General features: G+C 69.7%; 15 protein-coding genes. 9 read left to right on the forward strand and 6 right to left on the reverse strand.

The window, feature by feature from the left end:
* Nucleotides 1-82: 82 nt before the first annotated feature.
* Nucleotides 83-505: a DUF6153 family protein gene (locus AB0K80_RS00095; RefSeq protein ID WP_365664196.1), complete on the reverse strand. Its 423-nt coding sequence runs from the start codon at nt 503-505 to the stop codon at nt 83-85.
* 230 nt (nt 506-735) lie between these two features.
* Between AB0K80_RS00095 and AB0K80_RS00100 the strand changes: the two genes are divergently transcribed.
* The 4 genes from AB0K80_RS00100 to AB0K80_RS00115 all read left to right on the forward strand — a co-directional run bounded on the left by AB0K80_RS00100 (nt 736) and on the right by AB0K80_RS00115 (nt 5,963).
* A complete protein-coding gene (locus tag AB0K80_RS00100) occupies nt 736-1,581 on the forward strand; it encodes a DUF5134 domain-containing protein (protein ID WP_365664197.1) in 846 nt (281 codons plus the stop codon).
* Nucleotides 1,582-2,291: 710 nt separating this feature from the next.
* Nucleotides 2,292-2,588 carry a heavy-metal-associated domain-containing protein gene (locus tag AB0K80_RS00105; RefSeq protein WP_365664199.1) on the forward strand — a complete coding sequence of 99 codons (297 nt, stop codon included), beginning with the start codon at nt 2,292-2,294 and terminating at the stop codon, nt 2,586-2,588.
* A gap of 119 nt (nt 2,589-2,707) precedes the next feature.
* Entirely contained in the window at nt 2,708-4,990 is a 2,283-nt protein-coding gene (locus AB0K80_RS00110; RefSeq protein ID WP_365664201.1) for a heavy metal translocating P-type ATPase, read from the forward strand.
* Between the two features lie 796 nt (nt 4,991-5,786).
* Nucleotides 5,787-5,963, forward strand: coding sequence for a hypothetical protein (locus tag AB0K80_RS00115; RefSeq protein ID WP_365664203.1), 177 nt, complete (start codon nt 5,787-5,789; stop codon nt 5,961-5,963).
* Between the two features lie 45 nt (nt 5,964-6,008).
* Here AB0K80_RS00115 and AB0K80_RS00120 read toward each other — a convergent pair whose 3' ends face one another.
* Together AB0K80_RS00120 and AB0K80_RS00125 are read right to left on the reverse strand one after the other, a co-directional pair.
* Nucleotides 6,009-6,176, reverse strand: coding sequence for a hypothetical protein (locus AB0K80_RS00120; protein ID WP_365664205.1), 168 nt, complete (start codon nt 6,174-6,176; stop codon nt 6,009-6,011).
* Nucleotides 6,177-6,292: 116 nt separating this feature from the next.
* The gene (locus tag AB0K80_RS00125) at nt 6,293-7,732 is read right to left on the reverse strand and encodes an MFS transporter (RefSeq protein ID WP_365664207.1); all 1,440 of its coding nucleotides are present in this window, start codon (nt 7,730-7,732) and stop codon (nt 6,293-6,295) included.
* A gap of 290 nt (nt 7,733-8,022) precedes the next feature.
* Here AB0K80_RS00125 and AB0K80_RS00130 point away from each other — a divergent pair, with 290 nt between their 5' ends.
* From AB0K80_RS00130 to AB0K80_RS00140, 3 genes are all read left to right on the forward strand, one after another.
* Nucleotides 8,023-8,478, forward strand: a complete 456-nt coding sequence (locus AB0K80_RS00130) for a hypothetical protein (RefSeq protein WP_365664208.1) — start codon at nt 8,023-8,025, stop codon at nt 8,476-8,478.
* A 96-nt stretch (nt 8,479-8,574) separates the two neighbouring features.
* Nucleotides 8,575-9,234, forward strand: coding sequence for a DUF305 domain-containing protein (locus tag AB0K80_RS00135; protein ID WP_365664210.1), 660 nt, complete (start codon nt 8,575-8,577; stop codon nt 9,232-9,234).
* A 134-nt stretch (nt 9,235-9,368) separates the two neighbouring features.
* Nucleotides 9,369-10,226 carry a F510_1955 family glycosylhydrolase gene (locus tag AB0K80_RS00140; RefSeq protein WP_365664212.1) on the forward strand — a complete coding sequence of 286 codons (858 nt, stop codon included), beginning with the start codon at nt 9,369-9,371 and terminating at the stop codon, nt 10,224-10,226.
* An 88-nt stretch (nt 10,227-10,314) separates the two neighbouring features.
* Here AB0K80_RS00140 and AB0K80_RS00145 read toward each other — a convergent pair whose 3' ends face one another.
* Complete coding sequence (locus tag AB0K80_RS00145) at nt 10,315-10,950, reverse strand: hypothetical protein (RefSeq protein WP_365664213.1); 636 nt, start codon at nt 10,948-10,950, stop codon at nt 10,315-10,317.
* Nucleotides 10,951-11,925: 975 nt separating this feature from the next.
* Complete coding sequence (locus AB0K80_RS00150) at nt 11,926-12,501, reverse strand: TetR/AcrR family transcriptional regulator (protein WP_365664215.1); 576 nt, start codon at nt 12,499-12,501, stop codon at nt 11,926-11,928.
* Nucleotides 12,502-12,621: 120 nt separating this feature from the next.
* Here AB0K80_RS00150 and AB0K80_RS00155 point away from each other — a divergent pair, with 120 nt between their 5' ends.
* Both AB0K80_RS00155 and AB0K80_RS00160 read left to right on the forward strand, forming a co-directional pair.
* Nucleotides 12,622-12,780 (forward strand): hypothetical protein, encoded by a 159-nt coding sequence (locus AB0K80_RS00155; protein ID WP_365664217.1) that lies wholly within the window; start codon nt 12,622-12,624, stop codon nt 12,778-12,780.
* Nucleotides 12,780-13,340: a hypothetical protein gene (locus tag AB0K80_RS00160; RefSeq protein WP_365664219.1), complete on the forward strand. Its 561-nt coding sequence runs from the start codon at nt 12,780-12,782 to the stop codon at nt 13,338-13,340. The genes AB0K80_RS00155 and AB0K80_RS00160 overlap by 1 nt, the downstream gene beginning before the upstream one ends.
* Before the next feature lie 304 nt (nt 13,341-13,644).
* On the opposite strand, the gene AB0K80_RS00165 is transcribed toward AB0K80_RS00160, so the two are convergent.
* The gene (locus AB0K80_RS00165) at nt 13,645-14,274 is read right to left on the reverse strand and encodes a hypothetical protein (protein WP_365664221.1); all 630 of its coding nucleotides are present in this window, start codon (nt 14,272-14,274) and stop codon (nt 13,645-13,647) included.
* Nucleotides 14,275-14,581: the final 307 nt, after the last annotated feature.

Here is a 14,581-nt window from a genome sequence, read left to right on the forward strand (position 1 = left end):
GAGGTCCTCTTCTGTGGATGCGCGGCATCGAGATGACGCCTTGGGCTGCGACTGAGGCCCAGGGGGCCGGGAAAGTCGCGGCCTATATGCGCAGTCGAGAAAGGAAGGACAGCTCAGGCGGGGCGCGTTCGACGGAACGGGTGCTCGCAGGGCAGCTGGAGGCCGCAAGGACCCTAGAGGTGGTCGCGTGGAACGCCGCTTTCGGCGGGGAGAGTTTGACCGTCTCGATGCTTGCGGCGGCACAGTGCTGGGCGTCGCCGTGCGAGCACTCCATGGCGTCGTCCGCCTGCCCGGCCGGAGCCTCCGCATGAGCCGTCGGGTCGCGATAACCCGTCTGCGGCTTGTGCGCGGATGAAGAGTGGAGGCCGGGTACCTGCGCGGCCATCGCCGCCACCGGTGCACTGGAGCTGCCAGGGAAGCCGGTCACCGCGCTCGAGTCATGGTGAACGAGGACGGCGAACGCGGCCCAGAGGGTCACCAGCACGCCGAGCACCGAGCTGCGCACGGCCCCGGCTGATGCCGGCCCCCGGCGTCGCTCATCTCTGCGCGCTCCCACTCGGCCCTTCTCCCGTCATCCGGCCGTTCCTCCGGCTCCCACCATACCCCTAGGGGGTAAACGCGAGCGCCGGGCGCGTCCGCAGGTCTGACCCGAATTGACGCCGCACTGAGCATCCTCCGGCTGCGCCGCGTACTGAAGAGACACAGCAGCCGACGACCCACAAGGCGGAGATGGCAATGGTGGCACTGAGCTGGTCCATGGCGGCCGTCGCCGCCCTCGTGGCCGCCGTCAGCGCGGTCCGGATGGCCACCAGCAGGGGTGACGTACGGTTCGCGGCGGCCAGTGACGTGCTGATGGGCGTGTGCATGGCCGCAATGACGCTGCCCGCGACGGCCGCCTGGTACGCCGGATACGGCATGTGGTGGGCGGCGGCGTTCGGCGCCCTCGGACTGGGCGGCATCGCGCTGGCCGTGCAGCGCACACGCGAGGGCGGCTGGAGGCAGGGCCGGCGCTGGACGCACCTCGTCATCGGCAGCTTCGGCATGGTGATCATGACGCTGGCCATGACGAGCACGTCGTCCGGGCCGGTGCTCGCGCTGGGCGGCGGACACTCGATGGCCCAGATGCCGGGGATGGAGCACATGACGGCCGCGCAGCACGCGCATGGCATGCAGAGCATGGAGTCCATGCACGGGATGGACATGGACGCGGCCGCCCACGCGGCCACCGTGGGAGCCGCCGGAGCGTCGTCTTCCTTCTGGCGCTTCGTGGTTGCCGCGCTCGCCGCGTACTTCGTGCTGTCGGCCGCGGCGTCCGTATGGGTGCGCATACGCGACAGCAGGCGGAACAGGCCAGCTGGCAGTTGGCGCCATGGCTGGAGCCGTTGGCTGCTGAGCATGCCGGACACGGTCGTCGTGTTCCTCGCCTCGCTGACGCTCTCCGTGTGGGACAGGGCCCGTGCGGGAGAGCGGGGCCGGCACGGGCGACGGCGCAGGCTCGGTGCCACACCTGAGGCGGCCCTCGCCGCCCATGTCGGCATGGGCGGGACGATGTCCGCGATGCTGCTGATGATGGCCGCGTGACAGGCGCCTACGAGGGGATGAAGAACCTTGCCGCCCGACGTACAGCCGGGTCTTCGCGCAAGTGGCGCAGTTCTTCCACCTTCTGCGTGGCCTGACCACCCGTCGTCTGCGGGAGCGTGTCGTACCGCGGTGCTTAGACGACGCTTGGGTGCCGGTAATCCTGGGCTCGGCCTTGAACGACCCACGGGCGTGTCCGTCCCTGACCGTCCCAGGGATGCAGGGTGCGCCCAAACCGGGCGGGGAACTCAGGGTCGTCGCTGTGCACGTTCGTGGGATCGAGCCGTTTGCCCGGCGTCGGTGATCTGATCGCCGCGGAAGGGGTCAGCGCCCGGCTTGTAGAACCCGCACCGAGCCGCGGCTCTCCCACTTCACCGGTTTTCTTCCCCCACGGCCCGTGGGGCGCGAAGAGCGAGCTCGGATCCGTTGCCCAGTCCCAGTAGTGCAGCGAAAAGCCGTGGGTCGACGGATCGGATCAGCCGCTCGAGGCGGTTGCACAGCTTCCGATGCCACGGGAGGAACTCCGGACCACCGTGGCGGTGCTGGCGATGCATGTGGATCAGGTCGCCCACCCACCTAGAGCGCTCGCCTGTGGGCGGCGCCACACGTGACACATACCCCCCAGGGGTATAGAGTTGGCGTTGTCAGGGAGGGACCCGGAAGTACGCCCTCCCGACGACAGACCCACGCACTCACACCCTGAGGGAGCACCCATGACCACCAAGACCAACTCCGGATCCTGCTGCTCCTCCGACGGCTCCTGCGGCTCGGGCACCGCGACCGACGTCCAGGGCGTCGGCATCACCACCGTCTACAAGGTCTCCGGCATGACCTGCGGCCATTGCGAAGGCGCGGTCAGCCAGGAGATATCCGCCCTGGAGGGCGTCACCGAGGTCAAGGCCGTCGCCAAGACCGGCGAGGTCACCGTCACCTCTGCCGCCCCGCTGGACGAGGAGGCCGTCCGCGCGGCCGTCGACGAGGCCGGCTACGAGCTCGTCGGCCGAGCCTGACAGCCCTGCCCGGGCCATCAAGTCCCCAGAGCAAGCACCCCTGCATTCCCTCCCGCGCCGGGACGCGCCGCTCCGCTGATACGGACGCTGCGCGTCCCGGCCTCTCCGAGGAGATACGCATGACCAGCACGGCTCCCGAGAAGACACCTCCCGGCACGGCCGCCGCGCCGGGCTCCGCCTTGGAGGTCGAGCTCTCCATCGGCGGCATGACGTGCGCCTCGTGCGCCGCTCGCATCGAGAAGAAGCTCAACCGGATGGACGGCGTCACGGCGACCGTCAACTTCGCCACCGAGAAAGCGAAGGTTGTCTACCCGGAGGGCATCGAGGTCGCCGACCTCATCGCCACCGTCGAAAAGACCGGCTACACCGCCGAGGAGCCACCGCCATCGGCCGCCGAGCAGAGGGCCACTGCCGATGCTCAGGCGACAGTGGACAGCGAGTTGCGCGCGCTGAGGCAGCGGCTGTTCGTGTCGCTGGCCCTGTCGGTTCCGGTCGTGCTGATGGCGATGGTCCCGGCCTTGCAGTTCGACAACTGGCAGTGGCTGTCGCTGACCCTGGCGGCCCCGGTCGTCGTCTGGGGCGCCTTCCCCTTCCACAAGGCCGCGATCACCAACGCCCGGCACGGTGCAGCGACCATGGACACGCTGGTGTCCATCGGTACGCTCGCCGCGCTCGGCTGGTCGCTGTGGGCGCTTTTCTTCGGGCACGCCGGAATGCCGGGCATGCGGCACGGCTTCGAGTTCACCATCTCCCGCTCCGACGGCTCCTCCGCCATCTACCTGGAGGCCGCGGCCGGCGTGACCGCCTTCATCCTTGCCGGGCGCTACCTGGAAGCGAAGTCCAAGCGCAAGGCGGGCGCAGCGCTCAGGGCGCTGCTGGAGCTCGGCGCAAAGGACGTCTCCGTACTAAGAGGCGGCAAGGAAGTCCGCATTCCTGTCGGGCAGCTTGCGGTCGGCGACCGGTTCGTCGTGCGTCCCGGAGAGAAGATCGCCACCGACGGCACCGTGGTCGAGGGCACCAGCGCGGTGGACGCTTCCATGTTGACCGGCGAGTCCGTGCCCGTCGACGTGACGGTCGGCGACTTCGTCACCGGTGCCACGGTCAACGCGGGCGGCCGACTCGTCGTCGAAGCCACCCGCGTCGGCGCCGACACCCAGCTCGCCCGGATGGCGAAGCTGGTCGAAGACGCCCAGAACGGCAAGGCACAGGTGCAGCGCCTCGCCGACCGCATCTCCGCCGTCTTCGTCCCGGCCGTCCTCCTCATCGCGGTCGCCACCCTCGGCGGCTGGCTCGGCGCCACCGGCGACGCGACCGCCGCGTTCACCGCAGCCGTCGCCGTACTGATCATCGCCTGCCCGTGCGCCCTGGGCCTGGCCACCCCGACCGCCCTGATGGTCGGCACCGGCCGTGGCGCGCAGCTCGGCATCCTCATCAAAGGCCCGGAGGTCCTCGAGTCCACCCGCCGCGTCGACACCGTCGTCCTGGACAAGACCGGCACCGTCACCACCGGCCGCATGACCCTGCAGGACGTGTACGTCGCCGAAGGCGTCGACAAGGACGAACTGCTACGGCTGGCCGGATCGCTGGAGCACGCCTCCGAGCACCCGATCGCTCAGGCCATTGCCGCCGGCGCCGTCGAGCGGGTCGGCAGCCTGCCCGTCCCGGAGAACTTCGACAACGTCGCCGGACTCGGTGTCCAGGGCGTGGTCGACGGGCACGCCGTGCTCGTCGGACGGGAGAAGCTCCTGGCCGAGTGGGTCATCGAGCTGCCCCGAGAGCTGGCCGAGGCCAAGGCCGCGGCGGAAGCCGAGGGCCGTACGGCGGTCGCCGTCGCCTGGGACGGCGAGGCCCGCGGTGTCCTCACCGTGGCCGACGCCGTCAAGGAGACCAGTGCTCAGGCCGTGGCCGAGCTGCGCATGCTGGGGCTGAAGCCCGTGCTACTGACCGGCGACAACCAGCTCGTCGCCGAGTCCGTGGCCAAGGCCGTCGGCATCGACGAGGTCATCGCCGAAGTCCTGCCGCAGGACAAGGTTGAGGTCGTCAGGCGGCTGCAGGCTGAGGGCCGTACGGTCGCGATGGTCGGCGACGGCGTCAACGACGCGGCCGCCCTGGCCACCGCCGACCTGGGCCTGGCCATGGGCACGGGCACGGACGCGGCCATCGAGGCCGGGGACCTGACCCTGGTACGCGGCGACCTGCGCGTGGCGGCGGACGCGATCCGCCTCTCCCGCAGGACACTGGCCACCATCAAGGGCAACCTCTTCTGGGCCTTCGGCTACAACGTCGCCGCCCTGCCGCTGGCTGCTGCCGGCATGCTCAACCCGATGATCGCAGGCGCGGCAATGGCCTTCTCGTCAGTGTTCGTCGTAACGAACAGCCTGCGCCTACGGACCTTCAAGTAGGCTCGCGCAAGTAAGCATGCTCACCAGATGGGCCCTGCCGGAAGGCAGGGCCCATCTGCGTTGACACCCGTTGCCCGGTATACCCCCGGCGGGTTCGCGGCGTCCGTTGCGCTGACCTGGCTGGATGGGGGCGTGATGCAGGTCGAGGGGTTGACTGCGGGGTGCGTGCGGTTTCAGCGGCTGGGGAGCGCAGCCGCCCTTGGATCGCTGACGCCTTCGTAGGCAAGGAGATGACCACGCTCTGGCTCACCCATTGGGCGGGCCAGCCGCGCGCCCGGACATGGCGGCCGCTCGACCTCCGGGACGGCCTGTCGCGAGCGGCTCGGAGTATGTTCCCGGGGACGTCGCTTGGGGGGCAACGCCGACTTAGGCCATCTCGTGGACGGCGTCCTGCGCGCCACCTCCGAGGGGGCACGCTGGGCGAGAAGTGCAGCGACGTCGTACGGCCAGCGTTCGACCTCGATGCCTGGTTCGGCGTACTGGACGATTCCCTGGACCCTGTGGCCGGCTCGAGTATGCTCACTTGCAGTCGCCGCGCACGCCACAGGCGGCGCCATAGCTGCAGATCCCCGCCGGGACCCTGGAGCGAACGGCTCCGGGGCATCGCGGCAGTCGGTTTTCGGCGCGGTTAACCCGCAAACGACCGAGACGGCCATGACAAGGCTCTTCGCCCGCCTCACCACGAGGACGGACCGGTGCGTCAACTGCTCGACCCGCAACGGCACTCCGAGCTGCGCACCTTCCTAGTGACAGCTTTGACCAGGTCTTCGGTACGCGGATCACCTGAACGCTGGGCTTGGTCCGCGGCAAGGGAAAGATCGCGAAGGATGTGGTCGGCGGCTGTGCCGCCTGTGAATCGCTGCGGCACCCCCATGCCTGCACCTACCTGACGCCCCGGCTGGACGATCACTCCCGGGCCGCGGAGATCGCCGCTGCGCCGGGCGACAAACTGACCGTGGTGGGCGAGGACTGAACCAGAGGGCGCCCGTTCGCGGTCCGCAGCCTGGCGTCAGTCGGTTTACCGCGTCTTCGTCCCGGTGCAGCGGCCGGTGCACGACGGCCCCGCGTCGGTTCCGCCCTGGGCCAGGTGAGCAGCCAAGGCCTGAAGCAGTGCCGCCGCGGTCATGCGCAGCACGGGGTGCATGGCTCCCCGGCGGACGGCTTCCTTGAGTGTGCGCGTTTGCATGTCTGAGTTTTCCTTCTGACAACGCCGACGGGCTCACCGGACTCCAGGCGCTGGAGTGTTCGGTGAACCCGTCGGGCGGTCGGTTTGTCGGTCGGTCCAGGGCGGCAGCCCATAGGTCAGACGCCCACCTCTTCATCCGAGGGGGCCTGGGTGGCCTGCTGCCGGGCGGCGACCGCCGTCTCCGTGCGCATCACCAGCAGCGTCACGATCCCGCCCACCGCGGCGATGGCCGCCGCCGCGAGGAACGCGGCGCTGAACCCGTTGGTCAACGCAGGCAGGTTCCCCAGCTCACCCGCGCCCTGCGAGGTGGCCAGCGCAGTGAGCGCCGCGAGGCCGAGGGCGGAGCCCACCTGGTAGGTGGTGTTGACGATGCCGGAGGCCAGGCCCGCCTGCTCGGCCGGAGCGCCGGACATGGCGGCCATCATCGCCGGGATGTAGGCCAGTGACATGCCGAGCGCGGCGACCAGCGAGGCGGGCAGCACGTCGACCACGAACGTGCCGGTCGGCTCCGCGGCCGACAGCCACACCAGGCCGAGCGCGAGGACGAGCAGTCCGCCGGCGATCAGCGGCTTGGCGCCGAACCGTGCCAGCAGCCGTGCTGTGATCGCGGTCATGAAGATCATGAGCAGCACGGTCATCGGCAGCAGCGCGGCGCCCGATGCGAAGGCTCCGTAGCCGAGGACCTGCTGCAGGTACAGGTTGAGGAAGTACCACATCGGAATCCACGCCGCTCCGAGCAGCGTCATCGCCAGGTTGGCCGAGCCCAGCCGCGGCACCCGCCAGATGCCGAGCGGCATCAGCGGCTCGTGCGCGGACCGCTGGATCACGAAGAAGAGCACCAAAAGGACGACGGCGCCGAGAAGTTCGAGCACGGTCTGGCTGGCGCCCCAGCCGATTTCCGGGGCCCGTACGACGGCGAAGACGGCCAGTGCCAGGCCCGCGGTGACAGCCACGGCGCCGAGGACGTCGATCCCGCCGCGGCGCGGGGCCACCGCCGGCAGCAGCTTCGTGGCCGCGAGGGTGGCGAGGCCGATGGGAACGTAGATGATGAACACCCACGGCCAGCTGAGCCATTCGGTGAAAACGCCGCCGAGGAAGACGCCCGCGGTGCCGCCGGCGGGGGCCGCGGCGCCGTAGAGGGCCATGGCCTTGCCGAGTTCCTTCGGGTCGTGCGCGAACAGCGTCATCAGCAGGGTCATCGCCGCGGGGGCGATCAGCGCTCCGCCGACTCCCTGCACCGCGCGGCCGACGACCTCGACCCACGCGGTCTGCGCGGCCGCCGCGACGATCGAGCCGCCGATCAGCACAATCCAGCCCGCCGTGAAGATGCGGCGAGCGCCGAGCAGGTCAGACAAGCGGCCCCCGAGCAGCAGCAAGCCGCCGAAGGCGATGACGTAGGCGTTGAAGACCCACTGGAGCTCGCCCTGCGAGAAGCCAAGGTCCCGCTGCATCTCGGGCAGCGCGACCCCGATGATCGAGGTGTCCATGATCACCATGAACTGGGCGGCGGCGAGCACGACGAGCGCCCACCAGCGCCGGGGACTGGGAGTCGGCATGACCTCTCTCCTTCATATTGCGGATACCTGACCACCCCGGAGATATACCCCCAGGGGGTATCTGACTCGGAAGGTACAATACCCTGAGGGGGTATGCAAGAGATGGAGTGGCGCCCTCGGAAAAGGCGCTCGGCCTTTCGAAGGACCCGGCGGTTGAGTCAGGTCGGCGGCGACGAAAGGTCGCCATCTGCCCTGGACGGAGGACCGCGAGCGCTCGGCCGGTCGCGGCGTGGTCTCGTCCGGTTAGGTAGTGTCGGGAGACGAATGCTGTCCGCGCCGGAGGCCTCGGAATGACCGCGAGCCGGTACGTACGAACGGGAGGTGCCCTCGGGCACCTGCTGCTCGTCGTCGTGCTCGCGTTCGGTGTGTTCGTCATGCACACCGCGGGGCATCCCAGCGACTCGCATGCCACCGGGATGAGCCAGGTGTCCCCTGCGTCGGCGTCGACGATGGAACAGGCCTCCGCGCCCCACCAGTCTGCCGCTGCGCTCCCGGAGGATTCGGAGCACACGGCCGCTCCCGGGCACTCACCGTCCAAGGACATGCCCGTCATGGCGGGGGACATGCTCTCCCTGTGCATGGCCGTCCTGCTCGCGGCATGGGTGCTCACCGCGCTGGTCCGCTCAGCGCTCGCCCGTCACCTCGACTGGCTGACGCGTCTGCGCGCGCAGGTCGCCGTGGTACTGCACCCCAACCCTCCCCCACGCGGCCCCGACCTCACCCAGTTGTCGGTCCTTCGGCTGTAGGCCGAGACGCCCCGCGGGCGCGCACCACGCGCGATCCCGCTGTCTCGCACACCCCAAACAGCCAAGAAGACCAGACACCCGAGGTGAAAGACGAACATGACTGCCTTCACGCGCGCCCTGCGCCACAAGCCCGCCCGGCGCATCGCCGCGGTGAGCATCGTCGCGGCCGGAGCCCTGCTGCTGTCCGCCTGTGGCGGCGACAGTGACGACATGAGCGGCATGGACCACGGCAGCGGAAACTCCTCGGCCGCGGCGAACACCGAGGCCGGAGCCAAGGCCGGGGACTTCAACGACGCGGACGTCACCTTCGCGCAGATGATGATCCCGCACCACGAGCAGGCCCTGGAGATGGCCCAGCTCGCCGACGGCCGCGCCTCAGACGCGGGGATCAAGGACCTCGCGAAGAAGATCGAGCAGGCCCAGGCCCCCGAGATCAAGACGATGAAGGGCTGGCTGGAGTCCTGGAACAAGCCCACCGCCATGGCATCCATGCCCGGCATGGATCACGGGGGCGGTCACGGCGGCGACGGCATGATGTCAGAGGGCGACATGAACGAGCTCAAGGCCATGAAGGGCACCGAGTTCGACAAGATGTTCGCCCAGATGATGATCGAGCACCACAACGGCGCGATCACGATGGCCAAGGACGAGCAGAAGAACGGCAAGAACGCCGACGCGAAGAAGATGGCCGGCGACATCGTCAAGGGTCAGTCCGCCGAGGTCAAGCAGCTGCAGAGCATCCTCGACCGGCTCTGACCCAGGCGCCCGCACCGCTCGCCCGGGCTCCATCGTGCACCCGCCCTGGAGCCCGGGCGAACGGCCCTCTTCCCCCTCCTCCGCGCCCTGTCGGCCTTCCGCGCCGACGCGCACCCGATGACTACCGAGGAACCATGACCAAGCGCCATGCCGCCGCGACAGCCACCGCCCTGACGCTCGCCCTCACCGTGGCCGCCTGCTCCAGCGGCGGAGACGGCGCGGACTCGTCCGCCACGTCCGCGACAACGGTGAGCCACATCCACGGTCTCGGCCTGGACCCCTCCGACCAGCGCCTTTACGTCGCCACCCACGAGGGCGTCTACACCCCTGGCGCCGACGGCGATCCGCAGCTGGTCGGCGACAGCAAGGACGACTTCATGGGCTTCACCGTGGCCGGCGACAAGACCTTCTACGCCAGCGGCCATCCGACCTCCGGCGGCAACAAGGGACTGATCAAGAGCACCGACGCGGGCCGGACCTGGACGTCGCTGTCGCTGTCCGGTGAGTCCGACTTCCACGCGCTGGAGCACGCGCACGGTACGGTCTACGGCTACGACGCCACCAACGCCCTGCTGCGCACCACCAAGGACGGCACCACCTGGAAGGACGGAGCGAAACTCGAGGCCCTCGACATCGCGGTCAGCCCGAACAATCCCAGGCTCGTCCTGGCGACCACCGCCGAGGGCGTCGCCCGCAGCAACGACGGCGGCAGGACGTTCACCAAGGGCAAGCAGCCGGTGCTGGCGTTCCTGTCCTGGAAGGCCAAGGACGCCCTCTACGGCATCGACACCGAGGGCGCCCTGAACCGCAGCAGCGACGACGGCGCCACCTGGACGAAGGTCTCCACCGTGCCGGGCGGCCAGCCCCAGGCGCTGACCGCGATCGGCGCCGATCACGTCCTGGCCGCCACTCAGGACGGCGTGTACGAGTCAAAGGACGGCGGCCGCACGTTCACCAAGCGCCTTGCCGTCGAATCGAGCGGCGGGCACTGACCCTCCTACGCCGGTGCAAGCACTCCCCGCACCGATGCCGTCGCGGCACCCAGCCCATCGGCCCGGGCGCCGCGACGGCGATCGGATGTCAGTGGCTGTGCCCGTCGTCGGCATGCCCGGCATCCTCGGTCTTCGCGGGGTCCGGCTCGCCGACCGGCGAGGACTCCGGTGCGGGCGCCTGGTCCTCCGGCTGCGCATCGTGGCCGGCCTCGTCCTCCTCCGGCCCGGCGGGCGCCTCCTCACCGTGACTGTGGCCACCGCCCCCGCCCGACTCGCCCGCCAGCCCGTCCGCGATGCCACGCAAGCCGACGAACGCAAGCACCGCCGTGACAACCACCAGTGCGCCCGCAGGACCGACGATGCTGCGCCAGCGCGCCGGCTCGTGCCGCAGGACGTACGCGATGAAGGACAGCGTGAGGCCGAAGGGGATCAGCATGGCACCACGCTCGGGGAAGTCCTCGAAGTGCTGCAGCCCGCCACTGAGCATGCCGATACCGAACGACAGCGCCAGCGAGGCGGCCACAAGGCCCACCACCCGGGACGCCTTGGGCCGCTGCTTCGTGAGGACGAACTCGCTCAGGACAGTGGCGCAGAGGAAGACCACCGCTCCGATGACCGCGATGACGGTGTAGCGAGCGGGGTCCAGCGGGTGATGCACGATCGCCCCGCTGATCAGGCCTGCGCCGACGAACGTTGCCGCGTAGCCGAGATAGTTGCCGAGCACGGGCGTCCGTTTGGGCGCACGGCGGCGACCGCCCCGCCGCCCGCCGGACCGAGAGGACGGCTCTCGCCGCCGTTCACCGTCGGTCGACGGTGCGGAGGGGAAGTGTTGCCGCTGTCGGGGTGCTTGGTCGTGCGAGTCGTACGCCTGCGTCGCCTGGAGAGGCGCAGGCATGGAGCTGCGGTGGGCAAGGTTGTGCTGGGACACGGATGACGCCTTTCAGCGCGAGGCGACGGCCCGGGCGCAAGGGGCAGCGGACCGGGCGCAAGGGGCATGGGTGATGAACGTGAGTGCGTCGCCGGGCCAGCCGGCTTGGCACGCCGAGAGCGCCGCTCTGATGGCGCGCGCCTCGGATCACCGATGCTCTAAATCCGCAGTACCAGTGACCGTGAACTCGCCGTCCCCGGACGAGGATCTCTAGTCCTGACGCTGCCTGTGACGCCGAGGTCCGCATCGCGGCCCCCCGACACCGAGCTGCCCGGCGGGACCAGCCAGGATGCTGTCGGGACGAACGCGAAGCAGTCGGCGGCCCGCGTGTCGCGGGCCGGTTCGACGTGCTGATGCAGATCAGACTGCTCCAGCCCCGTGACCGGAGCCTGAACCGCGTGTGCGAGGGCGGGCCCAGGTGTGTCCGTGATGTACGCGGTATGGCCCACGTGCTGGACGGCATCCGCTGCCGCCACTCCACCGTGGGCCCCGGCATGGCTCAGGGTGTGCAGAACGCCGACGCTGAGCAGCAGCACAGTCAGCAGTACGAGACGGAGGGCGCGGTCGCCCGCCTTCGTACCGTTGCTCATGCGCCCCTGCCGTTGTCTGTGCCGTGCCCTGTGCGAGCGTTCGCGTCCGCCCGGTGGCACAGCCTACCGAGGGCGGTCCGGGGCTTGCCGGGCAGTCGTCCGAGCGGGACCGGCTTCGCCTCCTGGGCCCGCCACCGGGGACCTCCGGCGTAGAAGCGCCGGCTCGACGCGCCCCCGTAGGTCAGTCCTGGGGCCGCAGGCCTGCCAGAGTCACCGTGACCAGCCGCCGCACCGCGGCCTGCGACGACAGCGCTCCGGCTCCGGCGAGGGCGTGCAGGCAGTAGCCCGCCAGCTCGTCCGGCGAGACATCGTCGCGGACCTCGCCCGCCTGGACCCCCTCGGCCAGCAGCCCGCGGACGAAGTGGCGCAGATGCTGCTCGGCATGTGCCACATGCTCGCCCCGGTGCAGGGCAGCGGACAGCTCTCCCCCATGCCCGTGCCGCTGCTGCTGGATGAAGGCGTAGCGCTCGAGTACCGCCTCGAGCCGCTCGCCGGGGGTACCGGCACGGTCGCGGAGCTCGGCGAGCTCGGCGAGGTGACCGGCGATCCGTTGCTCGTGCCAGGCCGCCAGGATCGACTCGACGTCCGGGAAGTACTTGTACAGCGTGGCCCGGCCGATACCGCTCTCCTCGGCGATCCGCGACATCGTCACGCCCCGCAGCCCCTGCTCGGCCACGAGCTGCGCGGTGGTCTGCAGCACCGCGTCCCGTACGGCGCGCTTGTGCTCCTCGATGGTCTCGTTCCACAGCTTCGGCACGGGGTTAGTGTACGTGGCGACGATACCGATACAGCGCGGCTTGACGTATACACAGTGTCTCGATAACAGTTGCCGCGTGGAAGCACAGCACTCCGCGCCCGCCTGAACCAGGAGACCCGCATGACCGACTCATCATCCGAATCCGCGCCCGGGAAAGCAGCGCCGCCCGCCCCGCGCTGGGTGAAGGTATCCGGCACCGTGGTCCTGGCCGTCGTGGCCCTGTTCCTCGTTCTGCACCTGACCGGCCTCGTGGGGCCCGGCATGCACGGTGGCCACTGATGGTGATGCCCTCCGGCCTGCGCAAAGGCGCGCTCACCGCGCACGTCGCATCCTCGGTCGGCTGGCTCGGGTCGGTCGCCGCCTTCCTGGCCCTCGCCATCGCCGGCCTGACCAGCCAGGACGCGCAGCGCGTGCGGGGCGCGTACCTCGCGATGGAGGTGACCGGCTGGTACGTCATCGTCCCGCTCGCGTTCGCCTCCCTCCTGACCGGTCTCGTGCAGTCACTGGGCACCCCCTGGGGCCTGCTGCGCCACTACTGGGTGCTGGCCAAGCTCGCACTGACCGTCGCGGCCACCTTCCTCCTCCTGCTGCACATGCAGGTGGCCGACGCGGTAGCGGCCACAGCCGCGCGGACGAACCTGTCCGGCACGGATCTCGGCGGTATGCGGGTGCAGCTCGTGTTCGACGCCGCGGCCGCCGTCGCCGTCCTGCTCACCACCACGGCCCTCTCCGTCTACAAGCCGCGCGGCATCACCCGGTACGGATGGAGGGTGCAGCAGGAGCAGCGCACCGACCGGCGCGGCGGGGCGGTGGACACGGCGGCTCCGGCCCCGGCCTGACGAGGGGCCGACTACGGCGCGGTCGCCGCAGCCACGAACATCGGCAGCGCCAGGAACAGCCGGTCGGCGCCGCGTGCGTGAGCACGCTGCCCGTTTGATCCACGCGTCCGTCTCCTCACAGGGGACGACGCCGGACGAGCAGGCACCTTCTGCCAGTCCGGCCAGCACGGGAAAGCGGCGCGCGGCCTGCGGACTCGCTCAAGCCAGTGAAAGAGACCCGGCCGCGTGGCTGGGAATTCACAGAACTGACGGGACAGCGATTCATCGATGGATAAGGCACTGAGACCGCGAGCGCGTGTTTCGTTCAGCCTTTGCGCCGACCGCGCTCGCGTACTCCGGCGACGAGCACTCCGAAGGCGAAGACCAGGACAAGGATGAAAATGGCAATACCGAGGACGTCTTGAAGCTCACTGGCCAGGCCGCTGTAGCCCACATCGACGCCGAAGATCAAAGAGCACACGCCCGCGACAAGGGCCGCCCAGCCCAGCCAACCAGGAACCCGGCGACCAACGAGAATCGCAGCCCCGAAGAGCGCGAGGGTCAGCCCCAGCAGGATACGAAAGTAGCTCTGGAAGCCCCATTCCAACCAGCGCACGGTCTCAGCGTTGGCGAAGCGGATCGCTTTCTCACTGCCCGATGCGCTGACCCATGAGTCGACGGCCCGCTTCAGGCCCACGCCGTCCAATCCCTGCAGAACAGCCCAGATCGCGGCAGTCGCAACAGCTGCTGCTGCCCCCAGCAGCGCGACCAGGGAAGACCCATCGGCACCACGCAGGACGCGGTAGAGCACGAGCATGCCGCTCAGCGTCACCAGGACGCCGATGAACTGGAGGAGATGAACGGCAATCCAGGGGTCGCTGTCCGCGTACTTGATGAAGATCGCCGGATGGTCGTCCTCCTCCCCCGAAGGATGAAAGCCAGCGGTCGTGATCACATTGAGGAGGAAACCCCCGACCATAAGCCCGCCAGCGATCGTCAGCCTGCGGCCTCGCGAATCGGCTGTATCCGCCTCTGTGCCAACACGCACATCCGGACTCATGAGGTCTCCAGTCCTCTCGCTGCCACCGACCGACGTACCTGAGGATCACCAGATCCAGCCGCTGTCCCAGAACACGCAGCGGCGCTTCACCCGAACGAGGTCTGATCGCGACCAATTGCGCCAGTGCCGGGGCAGCTCAGCTAGCGCCGGACAGCGGCGTTCGAGGGCGGGCCCGGCCTTGGCGGTCGGCGCGTGCAGCGCC

Source organism: Streptomyces sp. NPDC052682, assembly GCF_040678435.1.
GTDB lineage: Bacteria > Actinomycetota > Actinomycetes > Streptomycetales > Streptomycetaceae > Streptomyces.

Excerpts from the sequence above, each read along its gene's own strand:
- AB0K80_RS00100 (WP_365664197.1), top strand. The coding sequence starts at position 736 with ATGGTGGCACTGAGCTGGTCCATGGCGGCCGTCGCCGCCCTCGTGGCC.
- AB0K80_RS00105 (WP_365664199.1), top strand. The coding sequence starts at position 2,292 with ATGACCACCAAGACCAACTCCGGATCCTGCTGCTCCTCCGACGGCTCC.
- AB0K80_RS00110 (WP_365664201.1), top strand. The coding sequence starts at position 2,708 with ATGACCAGCACGGCTCCCGAGAAGACACCTCCCGGCACGGCCGCCGCG.
- AB0K80_RS00120 (WP_365664205.1), bottom strand. The coding sequence starts at position 6,176 with ATGCAAACGCGCACACTCAAGGAAGCCGTCCGCCGGGGAGCCATGCAC.
- AB0K80_RS00125 (WP_365664207.1), bottom strand. The coding sequence starts at position 7,732 with ATGCCGACTCCCAGTCCCCGGCGCTGGTGGGCGCTCGTCGTGCTCGCC.
- AB0K80_RS00130 (WP_365664208.1), top strand. The coding sequence starts at position 8,023 with ATGACCGCGAGCCGGTACGTACGAACGGGAGGTGCCCTCGGGCACCTG.
- AB0K80_RS00135 (WP_365664210.1), top strand. The coding sequence starts at position 8,575 with ATGACTGCCTTCACGCGCGCCCTGCGCCACAAGCCCGCCCGGCGCATC.
- AB0K80_RS00140 (WP_365664212.1), top strand. The coding sequence starts at position 9,369 with ATGACCAAGCGCCATGCCGCCGCGACAGCCACCGCCCTGACGCTCGCC.
- AB0K80_RS00155 (WP_365664217.1), top strand. The coding sequence starts at position 12,622 with ATGACCGACTCATCATCCGAATCCGCGCCCGGGAAAGCAGCGCCGCCC.
- AB0K80_RS00160 (WP_365664219.1), top strand. The coding sequence starts at position 12,780 with ATGGTGATGCCCTCCGGCCTGCGCAAAGGCGCGCTCACCGCGCACGTC.